The following is a 20,390-nucleotide window of genomic DNA, read 5'->3' on the forward strand; positions in this document are numbered from 1 at the left end:
CGAGGCGAACGCGTTCTGGGACGCGGCACTGCGCGCGCTGCCGCTCGAGGGCAGCTGGTTCCCTCGGCTGGACCTGGCAGCGCCGTCGCCTGGGCGCGAGTCCGCGTTCCGGCTTGCGATCCGCCCTGCCCCCGTCCGCAGATCGTCGCTCTCCCTCGCCACCGCGTCGCACGACCCTCGGCAGCTGCCGCGCGTGAAGGGCCCGACCTGGCCCGGCTCGATGACCTCAGGGCCGAGGCGAACGCTGCAGGATCCGACGAGGCCGTCATCCTGTCGCCCGCCGGTGACGTGGTCGAGGGCAACTACACGTCGCTGGTGTGGTGGCGCGGTGACGCCCTGTGCGTCGTCGACGACGACCTCCCCGCCTGCCGGGCGTCACAGAGCGGTCGCTGGTGACTCTCGCGACGGCGTTGGGCGTCGAGATCCTGCGCGATGTGACGGCTCCCGACGGGCTCGACGGGCTCGAGGTGTGGGCGCTCAACTCGCTGCACGGGGCTCGGATCGCCACGAGCTGGGCGGAGGGCCCCGCCCTGGCCGAGCAGCCCGGTCGACTCCGGCTCTGGCGCACGCGCCTCGACGCCCTTCGGCGGCCCGTGCGCTGACCCGGCCCGCCGGCGGCGGTCACGCGAACAGGATCGTGCGCGTCACGAGTGCGGTCGGCACCGGCACGTGCGAGATGAGCAGCACCGTCGTGCCGGTCTCGGCCGCCGTCAACAGCACGTCGTGAAGCAGTTCGTCTGCCAGGTCGGGGTCGACGCCGGCGGCGGGCTCATCGAGCACGAGCAGCGGGAAGCCGTGCAGGAGAGCCCGCGCCAGCGAGATACGCTGGGCCTGCCCTCCCGACACCAGTGCCCCCGCTCGCCCAGCCGCGCGTCGAGACCACCTCGTTCTCTCAGCCACTCGCCGAGGCCGACGCGCTCGAGGATCTCCTCCAGGTCGGCGTCGGTCGCCGTGTCTCGGGCGAAGAGGAGGTTCTGGCGGACGTTCTCGTCGAACAGGTAGGGCTGCTGCTCGAGGAGGCCGATGGTGGCGCGCACCGACTCCGGGTCGAGCGTGCGCGCCTCGTACCCGGCGACCTCGTAGCTTCCCGAGTAGTCGAGAAAGCGCACCAGGATCGATGCCAGCGTCGACTTGCCGACACCGCTCGGGCCCTGGAGGACGAGTCGCTCTCCGACGCGCAGGTCGAGGTCGACCGCCGAGAGGGCGGGATGCGCGGCCCCCGGCCAGCGCGCGCCGAGCCCGCGGAGTCTCACGGCCAGATCGCCGGGATGGCCGAACTCCAGCGGAGCCGCGGGTCGCCCGGCCGGACTCCCCTGCCGTTCGTCGTCGCGAACGTCCGACTCGTCATGCTCGTCGACCACGATCTCGGCGGCGAGCTCGGCGGGTACCGCGGCCTCGACTCGCGCTCCACTCGCGGCGACCCTGCGCCAGGCGAGGACCGCCACCGGAACCGACCCGACGACCTCGAAGACGGCCAGCGGCACCAGTGCCACCAGGGCGAACTCCGGGCCGGAGAGCCCGTGCCCGATCGCGCTGTGCCCCGCCCACACGGTGCCGATCACGGTGACGCCGGTGAGGAGCGAGACGAGACCCGCGACGAGCCCCGAAGTGGAAGCCCGGCGAAGGGATGCGCGGCGAAGGTCGTCATCGAGCGATCTCACCCTCGCCAGCTGCGCACCGATGGCGTCGAAGGCGACCAGGACGTCGAGATTCTGCAGCGTGTCGAGCACGGCGGCTCCGAGGGCGCCGCGCCTCTGGGCCAGGCTTCGCTCCGTCTGCGTGGCCAGCGCGTTCGCCACGAGGCTGGTGACGAGGAAGGCTACGACGAGCGACACGAGCAGGACGACACCGCCGCTCGGCGACACGATGAACACACCGGCGACCGCCAGGAGCGACGAGAGGGCCGAGATGACCAAGGGCTGCACGACGCGGAGCGGAAGGTCTTGGAGCGCGTCCACGTCGCTGACGACGCTCGTGAGGAGATCGCCTCGGGATGTGCGGGACAGGCCGGCAGGGGCGATCCGGACCAGGCGCCGGTAGAGCCGGGTGCGGACGACGGCGAGCTGGCGGAACGCGGCGTCGTGGCTGGTCAGCCGCTCCAGGTAGCGGAAGAAGGCGCGCGTCAGGGCGAACAGCCGCACCGAGACGATCGCGATGGACAGGTAGAGGATGGGCGGCTGCTCGGCCGCACGGGTGATCAGGTAGGCGCTGGTCGCCAACAGAGCGATGCCGCTCAGAGCACCGAGGGCGCCCGTGGCCAGGCCTCGCCACGAGCGCGACAGCGGTGGTTGCGCCGTACGCAGGATCGACTCGCTCACGCGGTCACCGCCTGTCGGGTCTCGATCGCGGCGGTGGGTTCGAGTCGGTACACGCGGTCGGTTCCCGCGAGCACACCCGGCCGATGCGTCACGACCACGACGGCGACTCCGCGCGCTGCGATCCGCCGCAGCCCCTCGACGAGTTCCTGTTCTGTGACGAGGTCGAGGGCGGAGGTGGGTTCGTCGACCAGGAGGAGTCGCACGGGGCGCCGCGCGAGACGGTAGAGGGCTCTCGCCAGGGCGACGCGCTGCGCCTGACCGCCAGACAACCCCGAGCCTCCTGCCCCCAGCTCGATCCCGGGGTCGAGGTCGCGGCCGCCCGCCGTCGTGAGTGCGTCGACCACCTGATCGAGATCGATGTCGTCTCCGAGCGCCACGTTGCTCGCGATCGTGCCGGAGAGAAGGCCTGGCACCTGCCCTGACCACGCCGTCTCGTCGTGCGACGGAGCCGCGGAGTCGGAGCGCCAGCGCAGGGTTCCGCCGGCCTCCACGGTGCCCAGGACGGCGCCGAGAAGGCTCGATTTGCCGACTCCCGACCTCCCCGCGACGGCGGTCAGGACCCCCGTCTCGAAGTCGAGGTCGACGGGACCGAACACGTGGTCGTCGCCGAAGGAGACGGACAGGTCGCGCAGCTGCAGGACGTCGTGCGCCGGGCGGTTGCGTGCGGCAGCCGGAGCTGGGACGGTCGAGGATCGAGAGACGGAGGTGTCGGCACCCTCCGCCTCGTCGGCCAGCACCTCGAAGACGTCGTCCGCCGCTGCGATGCCGTCGGCGGCCGCATGGTAGTTGGCGCCGACCTGCCGCAGCGGGAGGTACGCCTCCGGCGTCAGCAGCAGGAGGAAGAGGCCGACGGGCAGCTCGAGGGACCCACTGACGAGTCGGACGCCGATGGCGACCGCCACGAGTGCGACCGAAAGCGACGCCGCCATCTCGAGAGCGAAGCCGGAGAGGAAGGAGACCTGCAGCACCTTCATGGTGGAGCTGCGGTAATCGTCGGTGAGTGCACCGATCCTGCGGATCTGCCGTCGCTCCCGCCCGAACACCTTCAGCGTCGAGAGGCCGTTCACCGCGTCGAGGAAGCTCGACGCGAGCCGGGCGAGGCGCTCCCACTGCCGGGCCTGTGCCGAGCGCGTCGTCCAGCCGATCAGGATCATGAAGACCGGAATGAGAGGCAGCGTGACGACCACGATGACGCCCGACAGGACGTCTTGCGTGAAGAGCACGACGACGAGCAGCGGGGTCGCGAGAGCGGTCAGGATCAGCTGCGGGAGGTACTTCGCGAAGTACTCGTCGAGGGCATCGAGACCGGGGCCGATCAGAGTGGCGAGCCGCGCCGAGTTCCGGGTGGCGAGCCACGCGTGCCCTCGGCTCACGACCTTCTCGACGACCCGGCTGCGCAATTGGCTCTTCACTTTCACGGCCGTGCGTGCGGCCAGGGCCTCGAGCGCCCAGCCGAGAAGCGACCGGCACAGGATCGTGACGGCGAGGGCGACCAGATAGCCGGGCAGGCGCTGCGGTTCACGGTCGACGACCACGACCACCGCGCGCGAGACGAGGAAGGCGAAGGCCACCGTGAAGAAGGTCTGCACCGCCCCGAGAGCCGCGCCCGCCGCCAGGAACCCCCGGACGGCCGAGGCGTAGCGCAGCAGGCGCGGATCGAGTGGCTTCATCGTCTCGGCCCCGCTCAGTGGGCGCCGGCGGTGATGATCGCCCGAGTGACGCGCTTGCGGAAGATCCAGTAGGTGAAGCCCTGGTAGGCGAGGATCAGCGGGACGAAGATCAGCGAGATCCAGCTCATCACCTCGAGCGTGTAGTGGCCGCTGGAGGCGTTCGCGATGGTCATCGTGTTCGCCGGATCGTTCGTCGCCGGCAGGACGTTCGGGAACAGCGCCGCGAACAGGCTCGCCACGGCCAGCGCGATCGTCGCCGCCATGAAGCCGAAGGCGATCCCCTCCCGCCCTCGGACATTGGCGATGTACGACACGAGGATGGTCACGACCGCCGCAATCGACAGCACGATCGACAACGGCCTGCCGTGGGCGACGCAGGTCGCCAGGAGGAAGCCTCCGGCGATCACGATCGTGACGGCACCCGATCGCACGGCCAGCTTCCGCGCTCTCACGCGGATCTCGCCGTCGGTCTTGAGCGACACGAAGATCACCCCGTGCGTGAAGAACAGGAGCAGCGTCGCGAGGCCGCCGACGATCGAGTAGGCGTTGAAGAGGTCGGCGAACGAGCCGATGTAGTCGAAGTTCTTGTCGAGGGCCATGCCGCGGACCAGGTTCGCGAACACCAGTCCCCAGAGGAACGCCGGCACGACCGAGCCGATGAAGATCATGCGGTCGAAGGTGCGCTTCCAGCGGTGCTCGGGCCGCTGGTGGCGGTACTCGAACGACACGCCGCGAAGGATCAGGGCCAGCAGGATGAACAGCATCGGCAGGTAGAAACCGCTGAACACCGTCGCATACCACTCGGGGAATGCAGCGAAGAGTGCGGCGCCGGCGACGATCACCCAGGTCTCGTTGAGGTCCCAGACCGGACCGATGGTGTTGATCAGGACGCGGCGATCCGTGTCGTCCTTGGCGAGGAAGGGCAGTGACATGCCGACGCCGAAATCGAAGCCGTCGAGGACGAAGTAGCCGGTGAAGAACAGGCCGATGAGCAGGAACCAGAGGTCGGGAAGACTCATCAGTACACCGTCGCTTCGTGGAGCAGCTCGCCCGTGGTCGCGTCGATCTTGGTCGGCTCGTCCGGACCCTTCTGAGCGGCTTTGAGGATCAGCCGGAACTCGACGACCGCCAGGGTGGCGTAGATCGCCGTGAAGGCGATCAGGGAGATGAGGACTTCGACCCCCGTCGTTCCCGGCGAGACACCGTCGCTCGTCTTCAGCAAGCCGAACACGAGCCAGGGTTGCCGGCCCATCTCGGTGAAGACCCAGCCGATCACCATGGCGGCGAGCGGGAGCGGGAAGCTCCACGTCGCGGCGCGCCAGACCCACTTGTTCTTCGGCATGCGCCCCTTGCGCGTGACCCAGAGGCCGACCACGGAGATCAGGATCGCGATCATGCCGAGGCCCATCATCCAGCGGAACGACCAGTAGGTGATCCAGATGATCGGCGAGTAGTCGCCCGGTCCGTAGGCGGCGCGGTACTGCGCCTGCAGATTGTTGATGCCCTCGACCGTGCCGTCGAAGGTGTGGGTCGACAGGAAGGAGAGCAGGTACGGGACGCGGATGCTGAACAGCTCGTGCACGCCGTCGGGAGTTCCGAGCGTGAAGATCGAGAACGACGCGTTGAAGCCGGTGGACGTGTGATAGAGCGCCTCGGCCGAGGCCATCTTCATCGGCTGCGTCTCGACCATCGCGAGGCCCAGTTGGTCGCCGGAGAGGATCGTGAGAGCCCCGGCCGCGATCATCATCCAGAGACCGAATCGGAGTGCCGGACGCATGGTCTCGAGGTGCTGGTTGCGGTAGAGGTGCCAGGCCGCGACCGAGATGATCACGGCGGCCGACACCATGAAGCAGGCGAAGAGCGTGTGCGGGAACGCGGCGAGAGCGACCTTGTTCGTGAGCACGGCCCAGATGTCGGTGAGCTCGGCGCGGCCCTTGGCGTGGTTGATCACGTAGCCGACCGGATGCTGCATGAACGAATTCGCGCAGATGATGAAGTACGCGGAGGCGATGCTTCCGACGGTGGCGCCCCAGATCGCCGTCAGATGCAGCCCCTTGGGCACGCGATCCCAACCGAAGATCCAGACGCCGAGGAACGTGGCCTCGAGGAAGAACGCCAGGAGCCCCTCGAGGGCGAGTGGTGCTCGAAGACGTCGCCGACGAAGCGCGAGTACTCCGACCAGTTCATGCCGAACTGGAACTCCTGCACGATGCCGGTGACGACGCCCATCGCGAAGTTGATCAGGAAGATCTTGCCGAAGAACTTCGCGAGCTGCAGGTAGTGGGCCCGGCCCGTGCGGTACCAGGCGGTCTGGAAGACGGCGACGGTGAAGCCCATCCCGATGGTGAGCGGGACGAAGAGGAAGTGATAGACGGTGGTCAGCCCGAACTGCCACCTGGACAGGAGGAGAGGGCTCAGGATCTCGTTCATGGGGCGACTGCCGGGTGGTACAAGAGGTGCTTCTTCCTCGGGCGGATGAGGTGGTGGGTCTCGCCTTCGTGACTCCCAGGACAAGAAAAACTCTACGTCTGCGCCGGACGCAGAACGGGCCGTCAAAGCTGCGAAAACCCTGATCACACCGGGGATCGCTCGACCTCAAGATACCGCGCGATCGCGGCGAACGAAAGGGCGGTCGCCCGGGAGCCTCCGGCCCGGGCGACCGCCCTTCAGGGTGTCGCTACGCTACAGGTGTCGTTTACTTGACGATCCCGGCGTCCTTCAGGAACGCCTTCGCGATGACCGCGGCCGACGACTTGTCGTCGACGCTCTTCGTGTTGAGGTCGATGAGCTCCGACTGCGTCAGCTTCGCATTGACGGACTCGATCACCTTGGCGGCTTTCGCGTCCACCTTCTTGTCGACCACGGGGATGACCTGCTGCGGCAGGATCATGTTCTCCGGGTCCTTCAGGCTCACGAAGTCGTTCGCCTTGATGGCAGGACTCGCCGAATAGATGTCGGCCAGCTGCACCTGACCGTTCTTGAGCGCCGCGACGGTGTTGGCTCCGCCGGAGTCGCTGATCGTCTTGAGGGTCGCGGTCGTTCCGTAGACGCTCTTCAGACCTGTGATCCCGTAGGGCCTCGTCTGGAATTCGGCGTTCGCACCGACGACCAGGCTGCCCTTGTAGTCCTTCAGGTCAGCCAAGCTCGTGACGTTGTTCTTGTCGGAGAACTCCTTCGTCACCGTGTACGTGTCCTGGTCCGTCGCCGCGGCGGCCTTGAGGATGCGGAGCCCCGACGGGAGAGCATCCGGCAGGGCCGACTCGATGTCCGACTCCGACTTCGCCGTCGTCTTCGCGTCGTAGTACTGCAGAAGGCTTCCCGAGTAGTCGGGGATCACGTCGATGGTCCCCTTCTGCAGCTCGGGCAGGTAGACGCTGCGCTGACCGATGTTGAACTGGCGGTCGACCTTGAAGCCCGCGTTCTCGAGAGCCTGCGCGTATGCCTCCGCGATGATCTCGTTCGAGTAGTACTGCTGCGAGCCGATGGCGATGGTGTCGCCTGACGCCTTCGCCGTCGAGCCGGACTTGAGCGGGTCGCTCGACGAGCACCCTGCCAGGACGACCATCGCCCCGATCGCGACCGCGCCCATGACGGCGAGTCGGCCTCTCTTCGCTGTGAACATCACTTGTTTCCTTCCTGGAGTGGGGAACCCACCACCGCCCGGGAACGGGTTGCCCCGGTGCGGTCGTCTTCTGATCGTTGCCCGGCGCGGACACCCGCGGGGACGACGAGACGCTGGATGACCGAATAGACGATCTCGAGCGCTATGGCCAGAGCGATCACGAGAATCGCTCCGACGAGGATGGTGACGATGTCGTTGTTGCCGAGGCCGAGGAAGATGAAGATCCCCAGGCCGCCCGCACCGACGTAGTTCGCGAGGGTCGCGGTCGCGACGATCTGAAGCGTCGCGGAGCGCAGCCCGCCGATGATGAGGAAGCCCCAGCGGCATCTCGACCTGTGTGAGGATCTGCCACTCCGTCATGCCCTGTGCCCGGGCGGCGTCGATGACCTTCCTGTCGACCGATTCCAGACCCGAGTAGGCGCCCGCCAGGATCGACGGTATCGCCAGGATGACGAACGAGATCAGTGGAGCCCGCAGCCCGATGCCGAGAAGGACCGCGAGCAGCGTGATGACGCCGAGCGTCGGCAGCGCCCGTGCACCGCCGGAGATCAAGACGGCAGCACTCCGACCTCGACCGGTGTGGCCGATCGCCAGGCCGATGGGCAAAGCGATCACCGCGGCGATCACGAGCGAGAGAACGGTGTACCAGAGGTGCTCTCCGAGACGCTCGCCGATCGGGTTCGGGGCCGTGTGGGCCCAGTTCGCAGAATCGAAGATGAAGCTGAACGCGGAGCCGAAGAAGTTCATGCGGTGGCCAGCACCTTCCGGGCCTGGCGCCGCGACGGCGCCGCAGTGGCTCTGCTCCACGGCATGAGCGCCCGGCCGAGGAGCACGAGCAGCGCGTCGAGGACGAGGGCGAGAACGACGGTGAGGACGATCCCCGCGACGATCTCAGCGATGATGGCCCGCTGCAGCCCATCCGTGAAGAGAAGCCCCAGCCCGTTGATGCCGAGGACACCGCCGACCGTGACGAGGCTCACCGTGCTCACGACGACGACGCGCATCCCGGCGAGGAGCACGGGACCGGCCAGCGGGAAGTCCACCGCGAAGAAACGCCCCCAGGGGCCGTAGCCGATGGCTGTCGCGGACTGTCGGACGTCCGGCTCGACGGCCGCGAGGGCGTCGGCGGTCGAACGGACCATCAGAGCCATGCCGTACAGAGTCAGCGTGATGATGATGTTCGCGTCGCTTCGCAGGCTCCCGAGGAAGGTGCCCAGAACGAGCAGCAGTGGCAGCGACGGGATCGCGTACAGCAGCCCGGCGATGGTCAGCAGCGGACCCCGCACGGGCCGGAACCGGTTCGCCAGCCAGCCGAGCGGCACACTGAGCACGAACGACAGGACGATCGGCGGAATGCTCAACTGCAGATGCGCGAGTGTCGACTGCCCGAGGTAGGGCAGGTTCTGGAGGATCCAGTTCACGACGTGGGCCGCTCGCTCGCCACCTCGGCGGTGCTCTCGACAGGAACGCTGCCCGTCAGCGTGCCGGCGGGGCGCCCTCGTCGTCGACGAGGATCGAGCCGGTGGCTGTCTCCTCGATGTGGAGTGCCCGTTTTCCGCGGTTCGCCCCGACGAAGTTGGCGACGAAGTCGTCGGCGGGGTTCGAGAGGATCTCGCTCGGGGTGCCGACCTGGGCGATGTGACCGCCCTTCTGCAGGATGACGACCTGGTCGCCCAGGTAGAACGCCTCGTCGATGTCGTGGGTGACGAAGACGACGGTCTTGTCGAGATCGCGCTGCAGTCGGATGAGCTCCTCCTGCAGATCGGACCGGACCAGAGGGTCGACCGCGCCGAACGGCTCGTCCATCAGCAGGATGTTCGGGTCGACGGCCAGGCCTCGCGCGACGCCGACGCGCTGCTGCTGGCCACCGGAGAGCTGGCTCGGGTAGCGATCGGCGAAGGCGCGGTCGAGGCCGACCGTGTCCATCAGCTTCAGGGCCTGCTCGCGGGCGTCCTTCTTCTTGACACCTTTGAGCAGTGGCACCGTCGCGATGTTGTCGACGACCTTGCGGTGCGGCAGCAAGCCCGAGTTCTGCATGACGTAGCCGATGCTGCGTCGGAGCCCCACGGGTTCGATGGCGCCGATGTCGTCGCCGTCGATCTGGATGGAGCCGGAAGTCGGGTCGACCATCCGGTTGATCATCCGCAGGATCGTGGTCTTGCCGCAGCCGCTGGAGCCCACGAAAACCGTGGTCTTGCGGGAGGGGATGACGAGGCTGAAGTCTTCGACGGCCCGGGTGCCGTCGGGATATTGTTTGGTCACCGAGCGGAACTCGATCATTGGTGGCTCATTCCTCGTGGGCATCACGAATCGACACTTGCCAGGGGCGTCAACTGAACCACAGTTCGTTCCGACGCGTTACACCGACGCCACAGAGCGTCACAGAATCGTCGGAACCGCCTCCCGGTCAGGCCCGGGTGACGACGGCCCGGTCGAGGTAACCCGCCACCACGACGCGGCATTCCTCGATGAACCGGGGATCACCCTGCGGGTCGCGCGCGAAGGCCCGAGCGATCAAGGCGCTTCCGAGCTCGGTGGCGACGTCGATCGCGAACGTGAACTCGCTCGACGCGACGAGGCCGAATCTGTCGACCAGCAGGGCGGTGAACCGCTCGGCCAGCGAACGGCGGTTCTCGTCGGCCGTCTGCTTCGCGGAGTCGTCTTTGCCGCTTGGCACCTTGTCGGAGTTCTCGACGTCGCCGAAGCGGATCGCCCGGAATCCGGGCTCGGCGCGGTACATGGCGACCTCGGTGTCGATGGCGATCTCGATGGAGTCCCGCCACTCGGTCAGGCCACGCTCGATCACGGCGGCGTCGACGCGCTCGATGAGGCGCTGGACGCTGCGGACGGCAAGGGCTTCGACGACCGCGATGCGGTCGGGGAAGTACCGGTAGACGGTGCCGATCGAGGCCCCCGCGCGCTCGGCGACCATGGCCGTCGTCAGGCGCTCGAAGCCGATCTCGTCGATGATCGCCGCGGCTGCATCGAGGAGTCCTGTCAGCCGGGCCGAGCTCCGCGCCTGGACCGGCTCGTTCCTGAGCAGTGATGATCCCCCGGGCAGTGCTTCATTGACCTCGGTGACGAGCAATGGTTCTCCTTCAAAGCGAGTGGTGCGACGTCACGGAATGTCGGACGGCCCTGCTTGACTGGGACCATGTGTGGAAGATTCGTGATGTCGCGCGCCTCGAGCGACCTGGTGGCACTCTTCGACGTGGACGTGACGGGAGACACTCTTCCAGAGCCTTCCTGGAATATCGCTCCGACTGCTCCGGTGAGTCTGCTGGTCGACGCCGCCCCGCGCGGGGCCGACGCGGGCGGACCGCCCGTCCGGCGGCTCGCGTCGGCGCGCTGGGGTTTGATCCCCTCCTGGGCCGACGACCCGAAGGTCGGCGCGACGGCGTTCAACGCCCGCATCGAGACCGCTGCCGAGAAGCCGACCTTCCGCGATGCCGTCGTGTCGAGGCGCGCCGTCGTTCCGGCGTCCGGCTACTACGAGTGGGTCGTCGGTCCTGACGGCACCAAGGGTCCCGTCTACGTCCACCTTCCCGACGACGAGCTCATGCTCTTCGCGGCACTCTACGAATGGTGGCGTGATCCCCGGGTGGCACCGGACGATCCTGCGCGCTGGGTGCTCTCCACGAGCATCCTGACCAGGCCCTCCGCCGCCTCGCTCACCGCTGTGCACGAGCGCATGCCCGTCTTCGTCGGAGCCGAGCTGATGGAAGACTGGCTCGACCCCGAGACCGAAGGCGACGACGACCTGCTTCAGGGCGTCTCGGGCGAGTCCCTCCAGCACGCCGAGCGGGCCCTGTTCCGCCCGGTGGCCGAGGTCGGCGTGCCAGACTAGGCCAATGCTGGGCTCCCGAAAGTCGACCGCCGAGGGTGCTGTCTCGAACAACGCGGTCGCGAACAGCGTCGCCAACAGCGTCGAGCCGATGCTGCACCGCGCCGCTCGCATGGAGGACGCCCTGCACGCCTTCCGCGAGCGGAACGCGCGACGACGAGGTCTGATCCCGACGATCGTGCCCTACTCGGGCTACGGCGGTCAGGGCTGGATCCGCGTGCTCTGCCGCGTCCTCCTCACGAAGGAGGGCGAACGTCGCTCCACCGAGCACACGCACGTCCGCGGCTGGCGGAGCTTCACCAGCGTCCCGATCGATGCGGTGGTCGTCGAGGCGGTCGTCGACGGGCACACGCACCACGTCACGGCCGACCGGGGCGGAGTCGTCGACGCCCGGATCGAGGTCGACCTCGCGCCGGGCTGGCACACGGTGGTGCTGCGAACGGAGGGCTCCTCGACGCCGAGGCCCCGGTCTTCGTCATCGACCCCGCCGTGCGGTTCGGCATCATCTCCGACATCGACGACACCGTCATGGTCACGGCACTCCCCGTCCTCTGCTGGCGGCCTGGAACACGTTCGTCCTCGACGAGCACGCCAGGCGCCCCGTACCCGGCATGGCCGTCCTGTACGAGCGACTCCGGGCGACCCACCTCGGCTGCCCCGTGATCTACGTCTCGACCGGCGCCTGGAACGTCGCCCCGACGCTCTCGCGCTTTCTCACGCGCAACTTCTACCCACCCGGGCCGCTCCTGCTGACCGACTGGGGCCCCACGCACGACCGCTGGTTCCGGAGCGGCCGACTCCACAAAGAGCAGTCGCTCGGCCGGATCGCTGCCGAGTTCCCTCAGCTCAAGTGGCTGCTCGTCGGCGACGACGGTCAGCACGACGAGGAGCTGTACGGCGATTTCCTCCGCAATCACCCCGACAACGTCGCCGCCGTCGCCATTCGACAGCTCTCGTCGAGCGAGGCCGTGTTCGCCGGAGGCCGGTCCCGAGGGGAAGAACACGAGCGCACGACGAGGGTTCCCTGGCTCTACGCTCCCGACGGAGCGGGACTATGGGATCAACTCGTAGCCAAGGGGCTCGTCGAGTAGCTGGTCGTTAAAAGGTGGAATTCCGACTATTAGAAGGCTAAAGAGCTCTTATAGTTGAAATCATGGCTCTTAACGACCCGAAACTTTCCCCGAAAAACTCGGCGGCACGACCGACGACTGGGAGCGCCGCATCGGCGAACAGATGCGCGCCCTCCGACTCGACCGCGGCTACGACCAGGCCACCCTCGGCGATCTCGCCGATGTGAGCGTCACCTCGATCAAGAATCTCGAGAACGGCCGAGGAAGCTCTCTCCGCACCGTGATCAGGATCCTGCGAGCCCTCGAGGCGACGGCGTGGCTCGACACGCTGGCCCCGACGCCGACGGTGAGTCCGATCGACCTGCTGCGCAGCGCCGAAGCCACCCCGAGACGACGAGTCTCCCGACCGAGGAGCGACGACTGATGGCCTACACGCCCGTCGCAGCCGTCGAGGTCACCGCCTGGGGCCTGCGGGTCGGCGCCGTCGCCCCCGATCCGCGCCTCGGCGCCTACGTGTTCGAGTACTACCCCGACTGGATCGCCCGCGGAATCGAGCTCGCCCCGCTCGAGATGCCGCTGTCGCGGCAGCGCTACGTCTTCCCGGCCCTTCCCGAGAACACGTTCCACCGACTGCCCGCGATGCTGGCCGACGCTCTCCCCGACGACTTCGGAAACGCGATCATCGACGCGTGGCTCGCCAGGCAGGGCATCCGCCGCGGCGAGGTGACACCGCTCGACCGCCTGGCGTACATGTCGAACCGAGCGATGGGCGCCCTCGAGTTCCGGCCGTCGCGGGGGCCGCGGCAGCGGGTCACCAGCGCCGTCCAGATGAGCGACCTCGTCGAGGGTGCCCGCAGCGTGCTCGACGAGCGCTTCGCCGGCGATCGCGAGACCGAGGCGGCCATCCAGAGCCTCATCCAGGTCGGCACGTCCGCGGGCGGAGCGCGGGCCAAGGCGGTCATCGCCTGGAACCGCGAGACGGGCGAGATCCGCTCCGGCCAGCTCCCCGCCGCCGACGGCTTCGAGTTCTGGCTGATCAAGCTCGACGGTGTGGGTCGCGACGCCGAGCTCGGTTCGGGAGGCGAGTACGGCAGGGTCGAGTACGCCTACTCGCTGATGGCCGGTGCCGCCGGGCTCGACATGACCGAGTGCCGCCTCCTCGAAGAGAACGGTCGCGCCCACTTCATGACCAGGCGGTACGACCGAGGCGGACCGGACGGCAAGGTGCACGCGCTCACCCTCTGCGGCCTGACCCAGCTCGACTTCCGGCAGCGCCAGACCCACGACTACAGCCAGTACTTCGACGCGATCGAGCGCCTCGGGCTCGGCCCCGCCGCGAAGGAGCAGGCGTTCCGCCGCATGGTGTTCAACGTGCTCGCCGCCAACTGCGACGACCACTCGAAGAACGAGTCGTTCCTGCTGTCGGGGCCGACGGGATCCTGGGCCCTCTCCCCGCCTACGACGTCACCTTCGCCTACAACCCCACGGGTCAGTGGACCTACCAGCACCTGATGAGCGTCGACGGCCGCTTCCACGACATCGAGCGCGCCGACGTGATGGCCGTGGCCGACCGGCATCTGGTGCCCCGGGCGAGCGCCGTCGTCGACGAGGTGCGCGAGGCGGTGGCCGGCTGGCGGGGGTACGCCGACCGGGCCGGCCTCACGCGCGCGTCGGCCGACCGGATGGCAGAGGCGATGCCGCGCTGGTAGCGAGCCGCTAGGGGTGTCTCCCACGTGGCCGGAGGTCGTGCCGCGAAGTGAGAGACACGCCCTAGTGGCCGGCGCCGGCCAGCATCGCGAGGATCTCGTCGTAGGTGCCGTCGACCTCGGCGTAGCGGAGCATCTTGACGCGCTCGACCATGACCTGCTTCTCGTCCGGGCGGGTGCCGAGGATGCTCATGACCTCGTCGAGGTACTCGTCGACGGGCATGGCGTTGCCGCCCTCGTGCTGGTCCTGACCCATGAGGGTGGTGGCGACCGCCGGCGGGATCAGTTCGAGCACCTCGACGGAGGTGTCGGCGAGCTGCACGCGCAGCGCCTCGGTGAACCCGTGCACGGCCGACTTGGTCGCATCGTAGGTCGGCGTGGCCGCGAGGGGGACGAAGGCGAGTCCCGACGAGACGTTCATGATGACGGCTTCGTTCTTCGCCTGCAGGAACTCCGTGAAGGCGGCGACCATCCGGATGGTTCCGAGCAGGTTCGTCGTGACGGTGGCCTCGGCCGTCGCGAGGAAGCCGTCCGAGTGGAGGTCTTCGGGCTGCATGATGCCCGCCATGTTGATCAGCACGTCGACGTCGGGGAACCTCTCTTCGACGATCTCTCGAGCGCGCAGGATCGACGACGGGTCGGCCACGTCGAGAGCGATCGCCTCGATCCCGGGGTTGTCCCGGACGATCTGGTCGAGCAGATTCCGGCGTCGGCCGGCCACGATGACGCGGTTGCCCGCGGCCTGGAAGCGGAGGGCGAGCCCCAGACCGAGGCCCGAGGTGCCGCCGGTGATGAGGATGGTCTTGTCGGTGGTTTTCATGTGTCCAGCCTCGGTCGCGGAGGCTCGGCCGGGAAGGGAGCGTTCAGCCGGGGACCGGGAGTCCGTGGCTGAGCGCTCGGCCTGGCGGATGTCGGAGGGGTTCGTATGATTCGAACAGGTGTTCGAATGGAGACGACATGCGCATCGACGAGAAAGTACCGGTCGAGACGACCGACGACGGTTCCCCGCTTCGCTTCACGTGGCGACGGGTGGTCTACGGGGTGGTCAGTTCCCCCGAGCTGTGGATGACCAGGCAGTCGTGGTGGCGCTCGGCGACGAGGGCGCCTCGGGGCGAGGGGCAGTTCCTGCTCGAGATGCCGGTCTGGCGGGTCGACGCGCTCCCCTCACCGACGGCGCGCACCGGGTCGACGGCACCTTCGACCTCGCCCGCGATCCGGTCAGCCACGAATGGCTGCTGCTGGGCGTCTTCGACGACCAGATCGACCAGCAGCTGTTCGCGTGACGATTCGACCGAGGCGTTCGCAGAATCCACTGGCGTGTCTGATTTGATGGCCGCATGCCCCTCGCGATCGAAGACTACGCACTGATCGGCGACTGCCACACGGCCGCCCTCGTCGGAACCGACGGCAGTATCGACTGGTTGTGCCTCCCCGGTTCGACTCGGCCTCGATGTTCGCCGGCCTGCTCGGCGACGACGACAGCGGTCGCTGGCTCCTCGCACCGAAAGACGCCGCCGCGACCTCCACTCGCGCCTACGTCGACGACACCTTCGTGCTCGTGACGACGTGGACCACCGAGACCGGTGTCGTCGAGGTCACCGACCTCATGCCCTACGGCGATCGGCGTGCCGACGTGGTGCGCCGGGTCCGCGGCATCAGTGGCACGGTCACGATGACCGAAGACCTCCGCATCCGCTTCGGCTACACCACGGCGATCCCCTGGATCAGGCAGCTGAACGAAGACGGTACCCGCGACGGCGGCCCGGGCGGCAACGCCCCCGACGCCGCCCTCGACGCCGCCACGGCCGCCTCGGGTGAGCCGCACGTCGGCACGCTCATCGCGATCGCGGGGCCCGACGCCGTGATCGTACGGGGCCCGAGGCTCACCGCCGCCGACCACACGCACACCGCCACCTTCGACGTGGCCGCGGGCGAGACGGTCGACATGTCGCTGACCTGGTATCCCTCCCACCGCGTCCCCCCGGCTGCGATCGAAGTCGGCAAGCGCATCGACGAGACCGTCGACTGGTGGCGGGAATGGGCCTCCCACTCCGATGCCCCCAAGGTCTACGGGCCCGAGGTGCACCGTTCCCTCCTCCTGCTCCGCGCGCTCACGCACGAAGACACCAACGGCATCGTGGCGGCGGCCACCACGAGCCTGCCCGAACAGTTCGGCGGGGGCCGCAACTGGGACTACCGGTACGTCTGGCTGCGAGACGCCTCGATGACCCTGCAGTCGCTGATCCTGCACGGCTTCGCCGACGAGGCCACGGGCTGGCGGGACTGGCTGCTGCGGGCCATCGCCGGCGACCCGGCAGACGTGCAGATCATGTACGGCCTGAGCGGCGAACGCTACCTCGCCGAGACCACCATCGACGAGCTGCCCGGCTACCGGGGTGCGGCTCCGGTGCGCGTCGGCAACGGCGCCTACACGCAGTACCAGGGCGACGTCTTCGGCGAGGTGATGGTCGCCCTGCACGATGCCCGCGAGCTCGGCGTCGAAGAGGGGCCCGACTCGTGGGCGCTCCAGAGGGCGCTCATGCAGCACGTCGAGGAGAACTGGGACCGACCCGACAACGGCATCTGGGAGATCCGCGGTCCCGCCCAGCACTTCACCCACTCGCGGGTCATGATCTGGGCCGCCCTCGACCGTGCGGTGCGCGGCGTCCAGCAGTTCCACCTCGACGGTCCGGTCGACCGCTGGATGGCCCTGCGCGAGAAGGTGCGCGACGAGATCGAGACGCACGGCTACGACGCCGAACGGGGCTGCTACGTGCAGTACTACGGCTCGAAGGAGGTCGACGCGTCGCTGCTGCAGCTGGTGCAGGTCGGCTACGTCGACGCCCACGACCCGCGCATGCTCGGCACGGTCAAAGCCATCGAAGAAGACCTGCTGATCGACGGGCTCCTGGTGCGCTACCGCACCGAGTCCGGCGTCGACGGGCTGAGCGGCACCGAGAACCCGTTCCTCACCTGCTCGTTCTGGCTCGCCGAGCAGTACGCGCGAAGCGGCCGGATCGACGACGCCACCGCCCTGATGGACACCCTGGTCGGCTACCGGAACGACGTGGGCATGCTGAGCGAAGAGATCGAGGTCGCGACCGGCCACCACGTCGGCAACACACCGCAGGCCCTGTCGCACCTGGCGCTCGTCCGCGCGGCCGACGCCATCGATGCCGCGATCGACCACTCGCGCGGCAACCGCGGCCGCAGGCTGGCCAGCGCGCCGGGGCCGAAGCACGGCACCGAGCCGTTCGAGACGCCCCCGGCCGAACCCGATCGGTACCCCGACGACCTCGGCGCCGACCGCACCACGAGCGCCTAGGGCGTCTCTCCCACGTGGCCCGCGGTGAAGTGAGCGACACGCCCTGGCTGCGGAACGCCCCGCCCGCGAAAGCGGACGGGGCGTTCACACGCGACGGGGTCACGCCTCCTTGGAGGTCTCCCACTCGACGGGGCCGGACGAACCGGCCGGGTACGTCTCGAGCGGAACCATGTTGCTCTTCCACGCGTCGATGACCGGCTGCACGATGGCCCAGCAGCGCTCGGCCACGTCGCCGCGGATCGACAGCGTCGGGTCGTCGTGGAAGATGCCCGACAGCACCTCGCCGTAGGGCGTCAGCTCCGGCTTGCCGAGGTCGGTCTTGAAGACCGACTTCTCGAGCGAGAAGGGGTTGCCCTTGCCGTTGGTGGTGACGCCGAGCTCGAGGGTCTCGGGGCTGATCTCGATGCGGAGCGAGTCGGGGCTGGATGCCCCCTTCAGACCGGCCGGGAGCACCGGCACCGGCTTGAAGGTGATGAGCACCTCCTTGCGGATCTTGCTCATCCCCTTGCCGGAGCGCAGGACGAACGGCACGCCGGCCCACCGGCGCGTCTTGATCTCGAACTCGACCTCGGCCAGAGTCTCGGTCTGGCGCGCGTCGTCGACGCCGTCCTCGTCGGCGTACGCCGGGACCTCTTTGCCGGAGATGGTGCCCGCCGCGTACTGTCCGCGACGGCTGGCGGTGATCGGGTCGCCGTCCTTCACCCAGGTGGCACGAAGGACGCGGGCGATCTCGCTGCGGAGTTCGACGGCGTCGATGGAGGCCGGGGCGTCCATGGCGATGATCGCGAGGATCTGCAGCAGGTGGCTCTGGATCATGTCGATCAGGGCGCCGGCTTTGTCGTAGTACTGCGCGCGACCCTCGAGCCCGAGGATCTCGTCGTAGAAGATCTCGACCTTGGCGATGTTGTCGCTGTTCCAGACCGGCTCGAAGAGGCGGTTGGCGAAGCGGAGGCCGATGATGTCGAGCACCGTCGAGCGACCGAGGAAGTGGTCGGTGCGGTGGATCCGGTCTTCGGAGACGACCTTGAGCAATTCTTCGTTCAGGTCGCGCGCGCCGGCCTCGTCGCTGCCGAACGGCTTCTCGAGCGCGAGACGCAGGCCCTCGGGGAGCGTGATCTTCTCGAGGGCCTTGATGACCTTGACGGAGATGGCGGGCGGCAGGGCGAAGTACATGACCGGGTCGCCCTCGGACGCCTCGAACAGCTTCTCGAGGTGCGCGGGTGAGGTCGGGTCGCCCTGGATGTACTCGCTCGAGGCGAGGGTGCGCTTGGCCAGGTCGCTGCCGGCGTCGCCGTTGAAGGCCGTCTTGACGACGGCGTCCCACTCTTTCGGCGAGCGCTCGCTGCGGCCGGTGCCGATGAGCTTCACGTCGACGCCGCGATCGCTCTTGAGGAGGCTGGCGAGGCCGGGGAGGAGAAGGCGCTCGGTGAGGTCACCGGAGGCGCCGAGGATGATGAGGGTGCTCGTCTCCGTCATCAGACGGTCTGCTCGGGGCGAGTCGCGGTGTGGGTGTTCATGGACGTCCTTTCCGAAGTCGAACCTTGTGGGCCACCTGGGGTCAACGCGCCGGCGCGGGAACAATTCCCGGCGAGGGTGACCCTGGCAGAACCGGTCAGGTCGGGCAGGGGCGCGAAGAGGCCCCGGTGCCAACGTCAACCGTACTGCTCATGACCGTTGTCGGTGACGCGTCCGGCGACACGGCGGTGACGGCGCGGCCGAGCGACAGCGCGATCGACGACGCGGCGGCCGAGTCGCGGGCGGGCGCCCCCGTGTCGTCGATCTCCCGGAACACTTCGTCGACGAGACGGCGGCAGGATCGCGCCGCGTCCGCTTCGTCGGACGGCGCGGCCGCCAGCAGACTCGCCACGCCGTCGAGCAGGCGGCCGAGCGGTGGGGCCAGGCGCGCGTCGATCCTGCGCTCCTCCGGCTCCGAGTCGCGGCGGGCCAGCCGAGACGTCACCTCGGCGACCTCGCGGAGGTGGAAGGCGACCGTCTCGGAGACCGTCAGATGCCCTCGGTCGGATTCGACGTCGATCCTGCCCAGGGCTCGTCGGGGGTTGAGCCGGCGCGACTCCGCCGAGAGCTCGACCGCCGCACGGACCTTGGCGAGCGTTGTGGGAAGCGTCTCGACGCGCCGCTCCCACTCGGAGTCGTCGACCGGCCACGGGGTGCGGAACACTCCCGCCAGCTCGGCGGCCCGGGCCGAGAGCTCGCGCCGGAGACCGCGCAGCCGGTCGCGGGCCCTGGTCGTGTGCAGCGGCGGGACCACGACGAGGTTGACCACGACGCCGACCCCGATGCCGATGAGCATCTGCACGAGGTATCCCCACGAGTAGTCGGCGCTGTCGCGGCCTCCGATGAGGAGAACGAACAGGGCCACCATCGGCACCCAGTCGCGGCCCCCGCCGAGGAAGGGCAGGCCGGCCACGAGCACGCCGATGCCGATCACGACGGCGACGGTGATCACCGTCGGGTGGCCGAGCGCCACGACTCCGAGGGCGAGCACGATTCCGAGCACGAGCCCGAGGAGCGTCTGCAGGCCCTGGCGGACCGAGGCGTGGATCGTCGGGTACATGCTGACCACCGCGCCGAGCGGTGCGTAGTACGGAAAATCGGCGGCGGCGCCGGGGACGTGGGGCGCGATCCACCAGGCGAGTCCGGCTGCGACGGCCGCCTTGGCGGCGAGAAGGAGCCGGGGCCACGCGAGGACCGCTGCGGCGCGCGGAAGGGCTGTCCGGGAAGAGGGCATCGAGGCAGGATGCCAGATCGAACTGGGTGACCGCGGAGGTTCGCCGTGACCTACACTGTTCGAACACACGTTCGATTCGAGAGCGA

At 68.5% G+C, this 20,390-nt stretch carries 17 protein-coding genes and 5 pseudogenes; 9 read left to right on the forward strand and 13 right to left on the reverse strand.

Annotation, left to right across the window (positions count from 1 at the left end; translation table 11 throughout):
- The first annotated feature begins 392 nt into the window (after positions 1-392).
- Positions 393-602, forward strand: coding sequence for a hypothetical protein (locus tag QUE79_RS15265; RefSeq protein ID WP_286343824.1), 210 nt, complete (start codon positions 393-395; stop codon positions 600-602).
- A gap of 211 nt (positions 603-813) precedes the next feature.
- Here QUE79_RS15265 and QUE79_RS25660 read toward each other — a convergent pair.
- From QUE79_RS25660 to QUE79_RS15290, 6 genes and pseudogenes are all read right to left on the reverse strand, one after another.
- Positions 814-900 (reverse strand): annotated as a pseudogene (locus QUE79_RS25660) (hypothetical protein); the annotation flags it as partial.
- Positions 901-908: 8 nt separating this feature from the next.
- Positions 909-2,318 (reverse strand): annotated as a pseudogene (gene cydC / locus QUE79_RS15270) (thiol reductant ABC exporter subunit CydC); the annotation flags it as partial.
- The gene (gene cydD / locus QUE79_RS15275) at positions 2,315-3,988 is read right to left on the reverse strand and encodes a thiol reductant ABC exporter subunit CydD (RefSeq protein WP_286343826.1); all 1,674 of its coding nucleotides are present in this window, start codon (positions 3,986-3,988) and stop codon (positions 2,315-2,317) included. The pseudogene cydC and the gene cydD, both read right to left, overlap by 4 nt.
- Before the next feature lie 14 nt (positions 3,989-4,002).
- Positions 4,003-5,007 carry a cytochrome d ubiquinol oxidase subunit II gene (cydB, locus tag QUE79_RS15280; protein WP_286343827.1) on the reverse strand — a complete coding sequence of 335 codons (1,005 nt, stop codon included), beginning with the start codon at positions 5,005-5,007 and terminating at the stop codon, positions 4,003-4,005.
- Positions 5,007-6,418: pseudogene (locus QUE79_RS15285) on the reverse strand (cytochrome ubiquinol oxidase subunit I). The gene cydB and the pseudogene QUE79_RS15285 overlap by 1 nt, the downstream one beginning before the upstream one ends.
- A 265-nt stretch (positions 6,419-6,683) precedes the next feature.
- Positions 6,684-7,610: an ABC transporter substrate-binding protein gene (locus QUE79_RS15290; protein ID WP_286346744.1), complete on the reverse strand. Its 927-nt coding sequence runs from the start codon at positions 7,608-7,610 to the stop codon at positions 6,684-6,686.
- Between the two features lie 77 nt (positions 7,611-7,687).
- Here QUE79_RS15290 and QUE79_RS15295 point away from each other — a divergent pair, with 77 nt between their 5' ends.
- A complete protein-coding gene (locus QUE79_RS15295) occupies positions 7,688-7,951 on the forward strand; it encodes a hypothetical protein (protein ID WP_286346871.1) in 264 nt (87 codons plus the stop codon).
- 25 nt (positions 7,952-7,976) lie between these two features.
- Here QUE79_RS15295 and QUE79_RS15300 read toward each other — a convergent pair.
- From QUE79_RS15300 to QUE79_RS15315, 4 genes and pseudogenes are all read right to left on the reverse strand, one after another.
- A pseudogene (locus QUE79_RS15300) lies at positions 7,977-8,357 on the reverse strand (ABC transporter permease); the annotation flags it as partial.
- Positions 8,354-9,031 (reverse strand): ABC transporter permease, encoded by a 678-nt coding sequence (locus QUE79_RS15305; protein ID WP_286343828.1) that lies wholly within the window; start codon positions 9,029-9,031, stop codon positions 8,354-8,356. The gene QUE79_RS15305 and the pseudogene QUE79_RS15300, both read right to left, overlap by 4 nt.
- A gap of 55 nt (positions 9,032-9,086) precedes the next feature.
- Positions 9,087-9,890, reverse strand: a complete 804-nt coding sequence (locus QUE79_RS15310; protein WP_286343829.1) for an ABC transporter ATP-binding protein — start codon at positions 9,888-9,890, stop codon at positions 9,087-9,089.
- 127 nt (positions 9,891-10,017) lie between these two features.
- The gene (locus QUE79_RS15315; RefSeq protein WP_286343830.1) at positions 10,018-10,698 is read right to left on the reverse strand and encodes a TetR/AcrR family transcriptional regulator; all 681 of its coding nucleotides are present in this window, start codon (positions 10,696-10,698) and stop codon (positions 10,018-10,020) included.
- A gap of 66 nt (positions 10,699-10,764) precedes the next feature.
- Here QUE79_RS15315 and QUE79_RS15320 point away from each other — a divergent pair, with 66 nt between their 5' ends.
- The 5 genes from QUE79_RS15320 to QUE79_RS15340 all read left to right on the forward strand — a co-directional run bounded on the left by QUE79_RS15320 (position 10,765) and on the right by QUE79_RS15340 (position 14,233).
- Positions 10,765-11,457: an SOS response-associated peptidase gene (locus QUE79_RS15320; RefSeq protein ID WP_286343831.1), complete on the forward strand. Its 693-nt coding sequence runs from the start codon at positions 10,765-10,767 to the stop codon at positions 11,455-11,457.
- Between the two features lie 311 nt (positions 11,458-11,768).
- Entirely contained in the window at positions 11,769-12,545 is a 777-nt protein-coding gene (locus tag QUE79_RS15325; RefSeq protein WP_350271557.1) for a phosphatase domain-containing protein, read from the forward strand.
- A gap of 142 nt (positions 12,546-12,687) precedes the next feature.
- A complete protein-coding gene (locus tag QUE79_RS15330; protein ID WP_286343832.1) occupies positions 12,688-12,948 on the forward strand; it encodes a helix-turn-helix transcriptional regulator in 261 nt (86 codons plus the stop codon).
- Positions 12,948-14,036, forward strand: a complete 1,089-nt coding sequence (locus tag QUE79_RS15335) for a type II toxin-antitoxin system HipA family toxin (RefSeq protein WP_286343833.1) — start codon at positions 12,948-12,950, stop codon at positions 14,034-14,036. Before QUE79_RS15330 ends, QUE79_RS15335 begins: the two co-directional genes overlap by 1 nt.
- Positions 14,036-14,233, forward strand: a complete 198-nt coding sequence (locus QUE79_RS15340) for a hypothetical protein (protein WP_286343834.1) — start codon at positions 14,036-14,038, stop codon at positions 14,231-14,233. Before QUE79_RS15335 ends, QUE79_RS15340 begins: the two co-directional genes overlap by 1 nt.
- A 61-nt stretch (positions 14,234-14,294) precedes the next feature.
- Here QUE79_RS15340 and QUE79_RS15345 read toward each other — a convergent pair whose 3' ends face one another.
- Positions 14,295-15,050, reverse strand: coding sequence for an SDR family oxidoreductase (locus tag QUE79_RS15345; RefSeq protein ID WP_286343835.1), 756 nt, complete (start codon positions 15,048-15,050; stop codon positions 14,295-14,297).
- Positions 15,051-15,291: 241 nt separating this feature from the next.
- Here QUE79_RS15345 and QUE79_RS15350 point away from each other — a divergent pair, with 241 nt between their 5' ends.
- Positions 15,292-15,513, forward strand: coding sequence for a hypothetical protein (locus QUE79_RS15350; RefSeq protein ID WP_286343836.1), 222 nt, complete (start codon positions 15,292-15,294; stop codon positions 15,511-15,513).
- Between the two features lie 54 nt (positions 15,514-15,567).
- Positions 15,568-17,555, forward strand: a pseudogene (locus QUE79_RS15355) (glycoside hydrolase family 15 protein).
- A gap of 99 nt (positions 17,556-17,654) precedes the next feature.
- Here QUE79_RS15355 and QUE79_RS15360 read toward each other — a convergent pair.
- Both QUE79_RS15360 and QUE79_RS15365 read right to left on the reverse strand, forming a co-directional pair.
- Complete coding sequence (locus tag QUE79_RS15360) at positions 17,655-19,031, reverse strand: glucose-6-phosphate dehydrogenase (RefSeq protein ID WP_286343837.1); 1,377 nt, start codon at positions 19,029-19,031, stop codon at positions 17,655-17,657.
- Between the two features lie 136 nt (positions 19,032-19,167).
- Positions 19,168-20,304, reverse strand: coding sequence for an FUSC family protein (locus QUE79_RS15365; RefSeq protein WP_286343838.1), 1,137 nt, complete (start codon positions 20,302-20,304; stop codon positions 19,168-19,170).
- Between the last annotated feature and the right edge of the window lie 86 nt (positions 20,305-20,390).

Origin of the sequence: Frondihabitans sucicola, from assembly GCF_030296615.1 — a bacterium.
Taxonomy (GTDB): domain Bacteria; phylum Actinomycetota; class Actinomycetes; order Actinomycetales; family Microbacteriaceae; genus Frondihabitans; species Frondihabitans sucicola.

Coding starts and splice junctions, on each gene's coding strand:
- QUE79_RS15325 (WP_350271557.1), top strand. CDS start 11,769: ATGCGGTGGTCGTCGAGGCGGTCGTCGACGGGCACACGCACCACGTCA.
- QUE79_RS15360 (WP_286343837.1), bottom strand. CDS start 19,031: ATGACGGAGACGAGCACCCTCATCATCCTCGGCGCCTCCGGTGACCTC.
- QUE79_RS15340 (WP_286343834.1), top strand. CDS start 14,036: ATGAGCGTCGACGGCCGCTTCCACGACATCGAGCGCGCCGACGTGATG.
- QUE79_RS15290 (WP_286346744.1), bottom strand. CDS start 7,610: ATGTTCACAGCGAAGAGAGGCCGACTCGCCGTCATGGGCGCGGTCGCG.
- QUE79_RS15335 (WP_286343833.1), top strand. CDS start 12,948: ATGGCCTACACGCCCGTCGCAGCCGTCGAGGTCACCGCCTGGGGCCTG.
- cydB (WP_286343827.1), bottom strand. CDS start 5,007: ATGAGTCTTCCCGACCTCTGGTTCCTGCTCATCGGCCTGTTCTTCACC.
- cydD (WP_286343826.1), bottom strand. CDS start 3,988: ATGAAGCCACTCGATCCGCGCCTGCTGCGCTACGCCTCGGCCGTCCGG.
- QUE79_RS15330 (WP_286343832.1), top strand. CDS start 12,688: ATGCGCGCCCTCCGACTCGACCGCGGCTACGACCAGGCCACCCTCGGC.
- QUE79_RS15310 (WP_286343829.1), bottom strand. CDS start 9,890: ATGATCGAGTTCCGCTCGGTGACCAAACAATATCCCGACGGCACCCGG.
- QUE79_RS15320 (WP_286343831.1), top strand. CDS start 10,765: ATGTGTGGAAGATTCGTGATGTCGCGCGCCTCGAGCGACCTGGTGGCA.
- QUE79_RS15345 (WP_286343835.1), bottom strand. CDS start 15,050: ATGAAAACCACCGACAAGACCATCCTCATCACCGGCGGCACCTCGGGC.
- QUE79_RS15365 (WP_286343838.1), bottom strand. CDS start 20,304: ATGCCCTCTTCCCGGACAGCCCTTCCGCGCGCCGCAGCGGTCCTCGCG.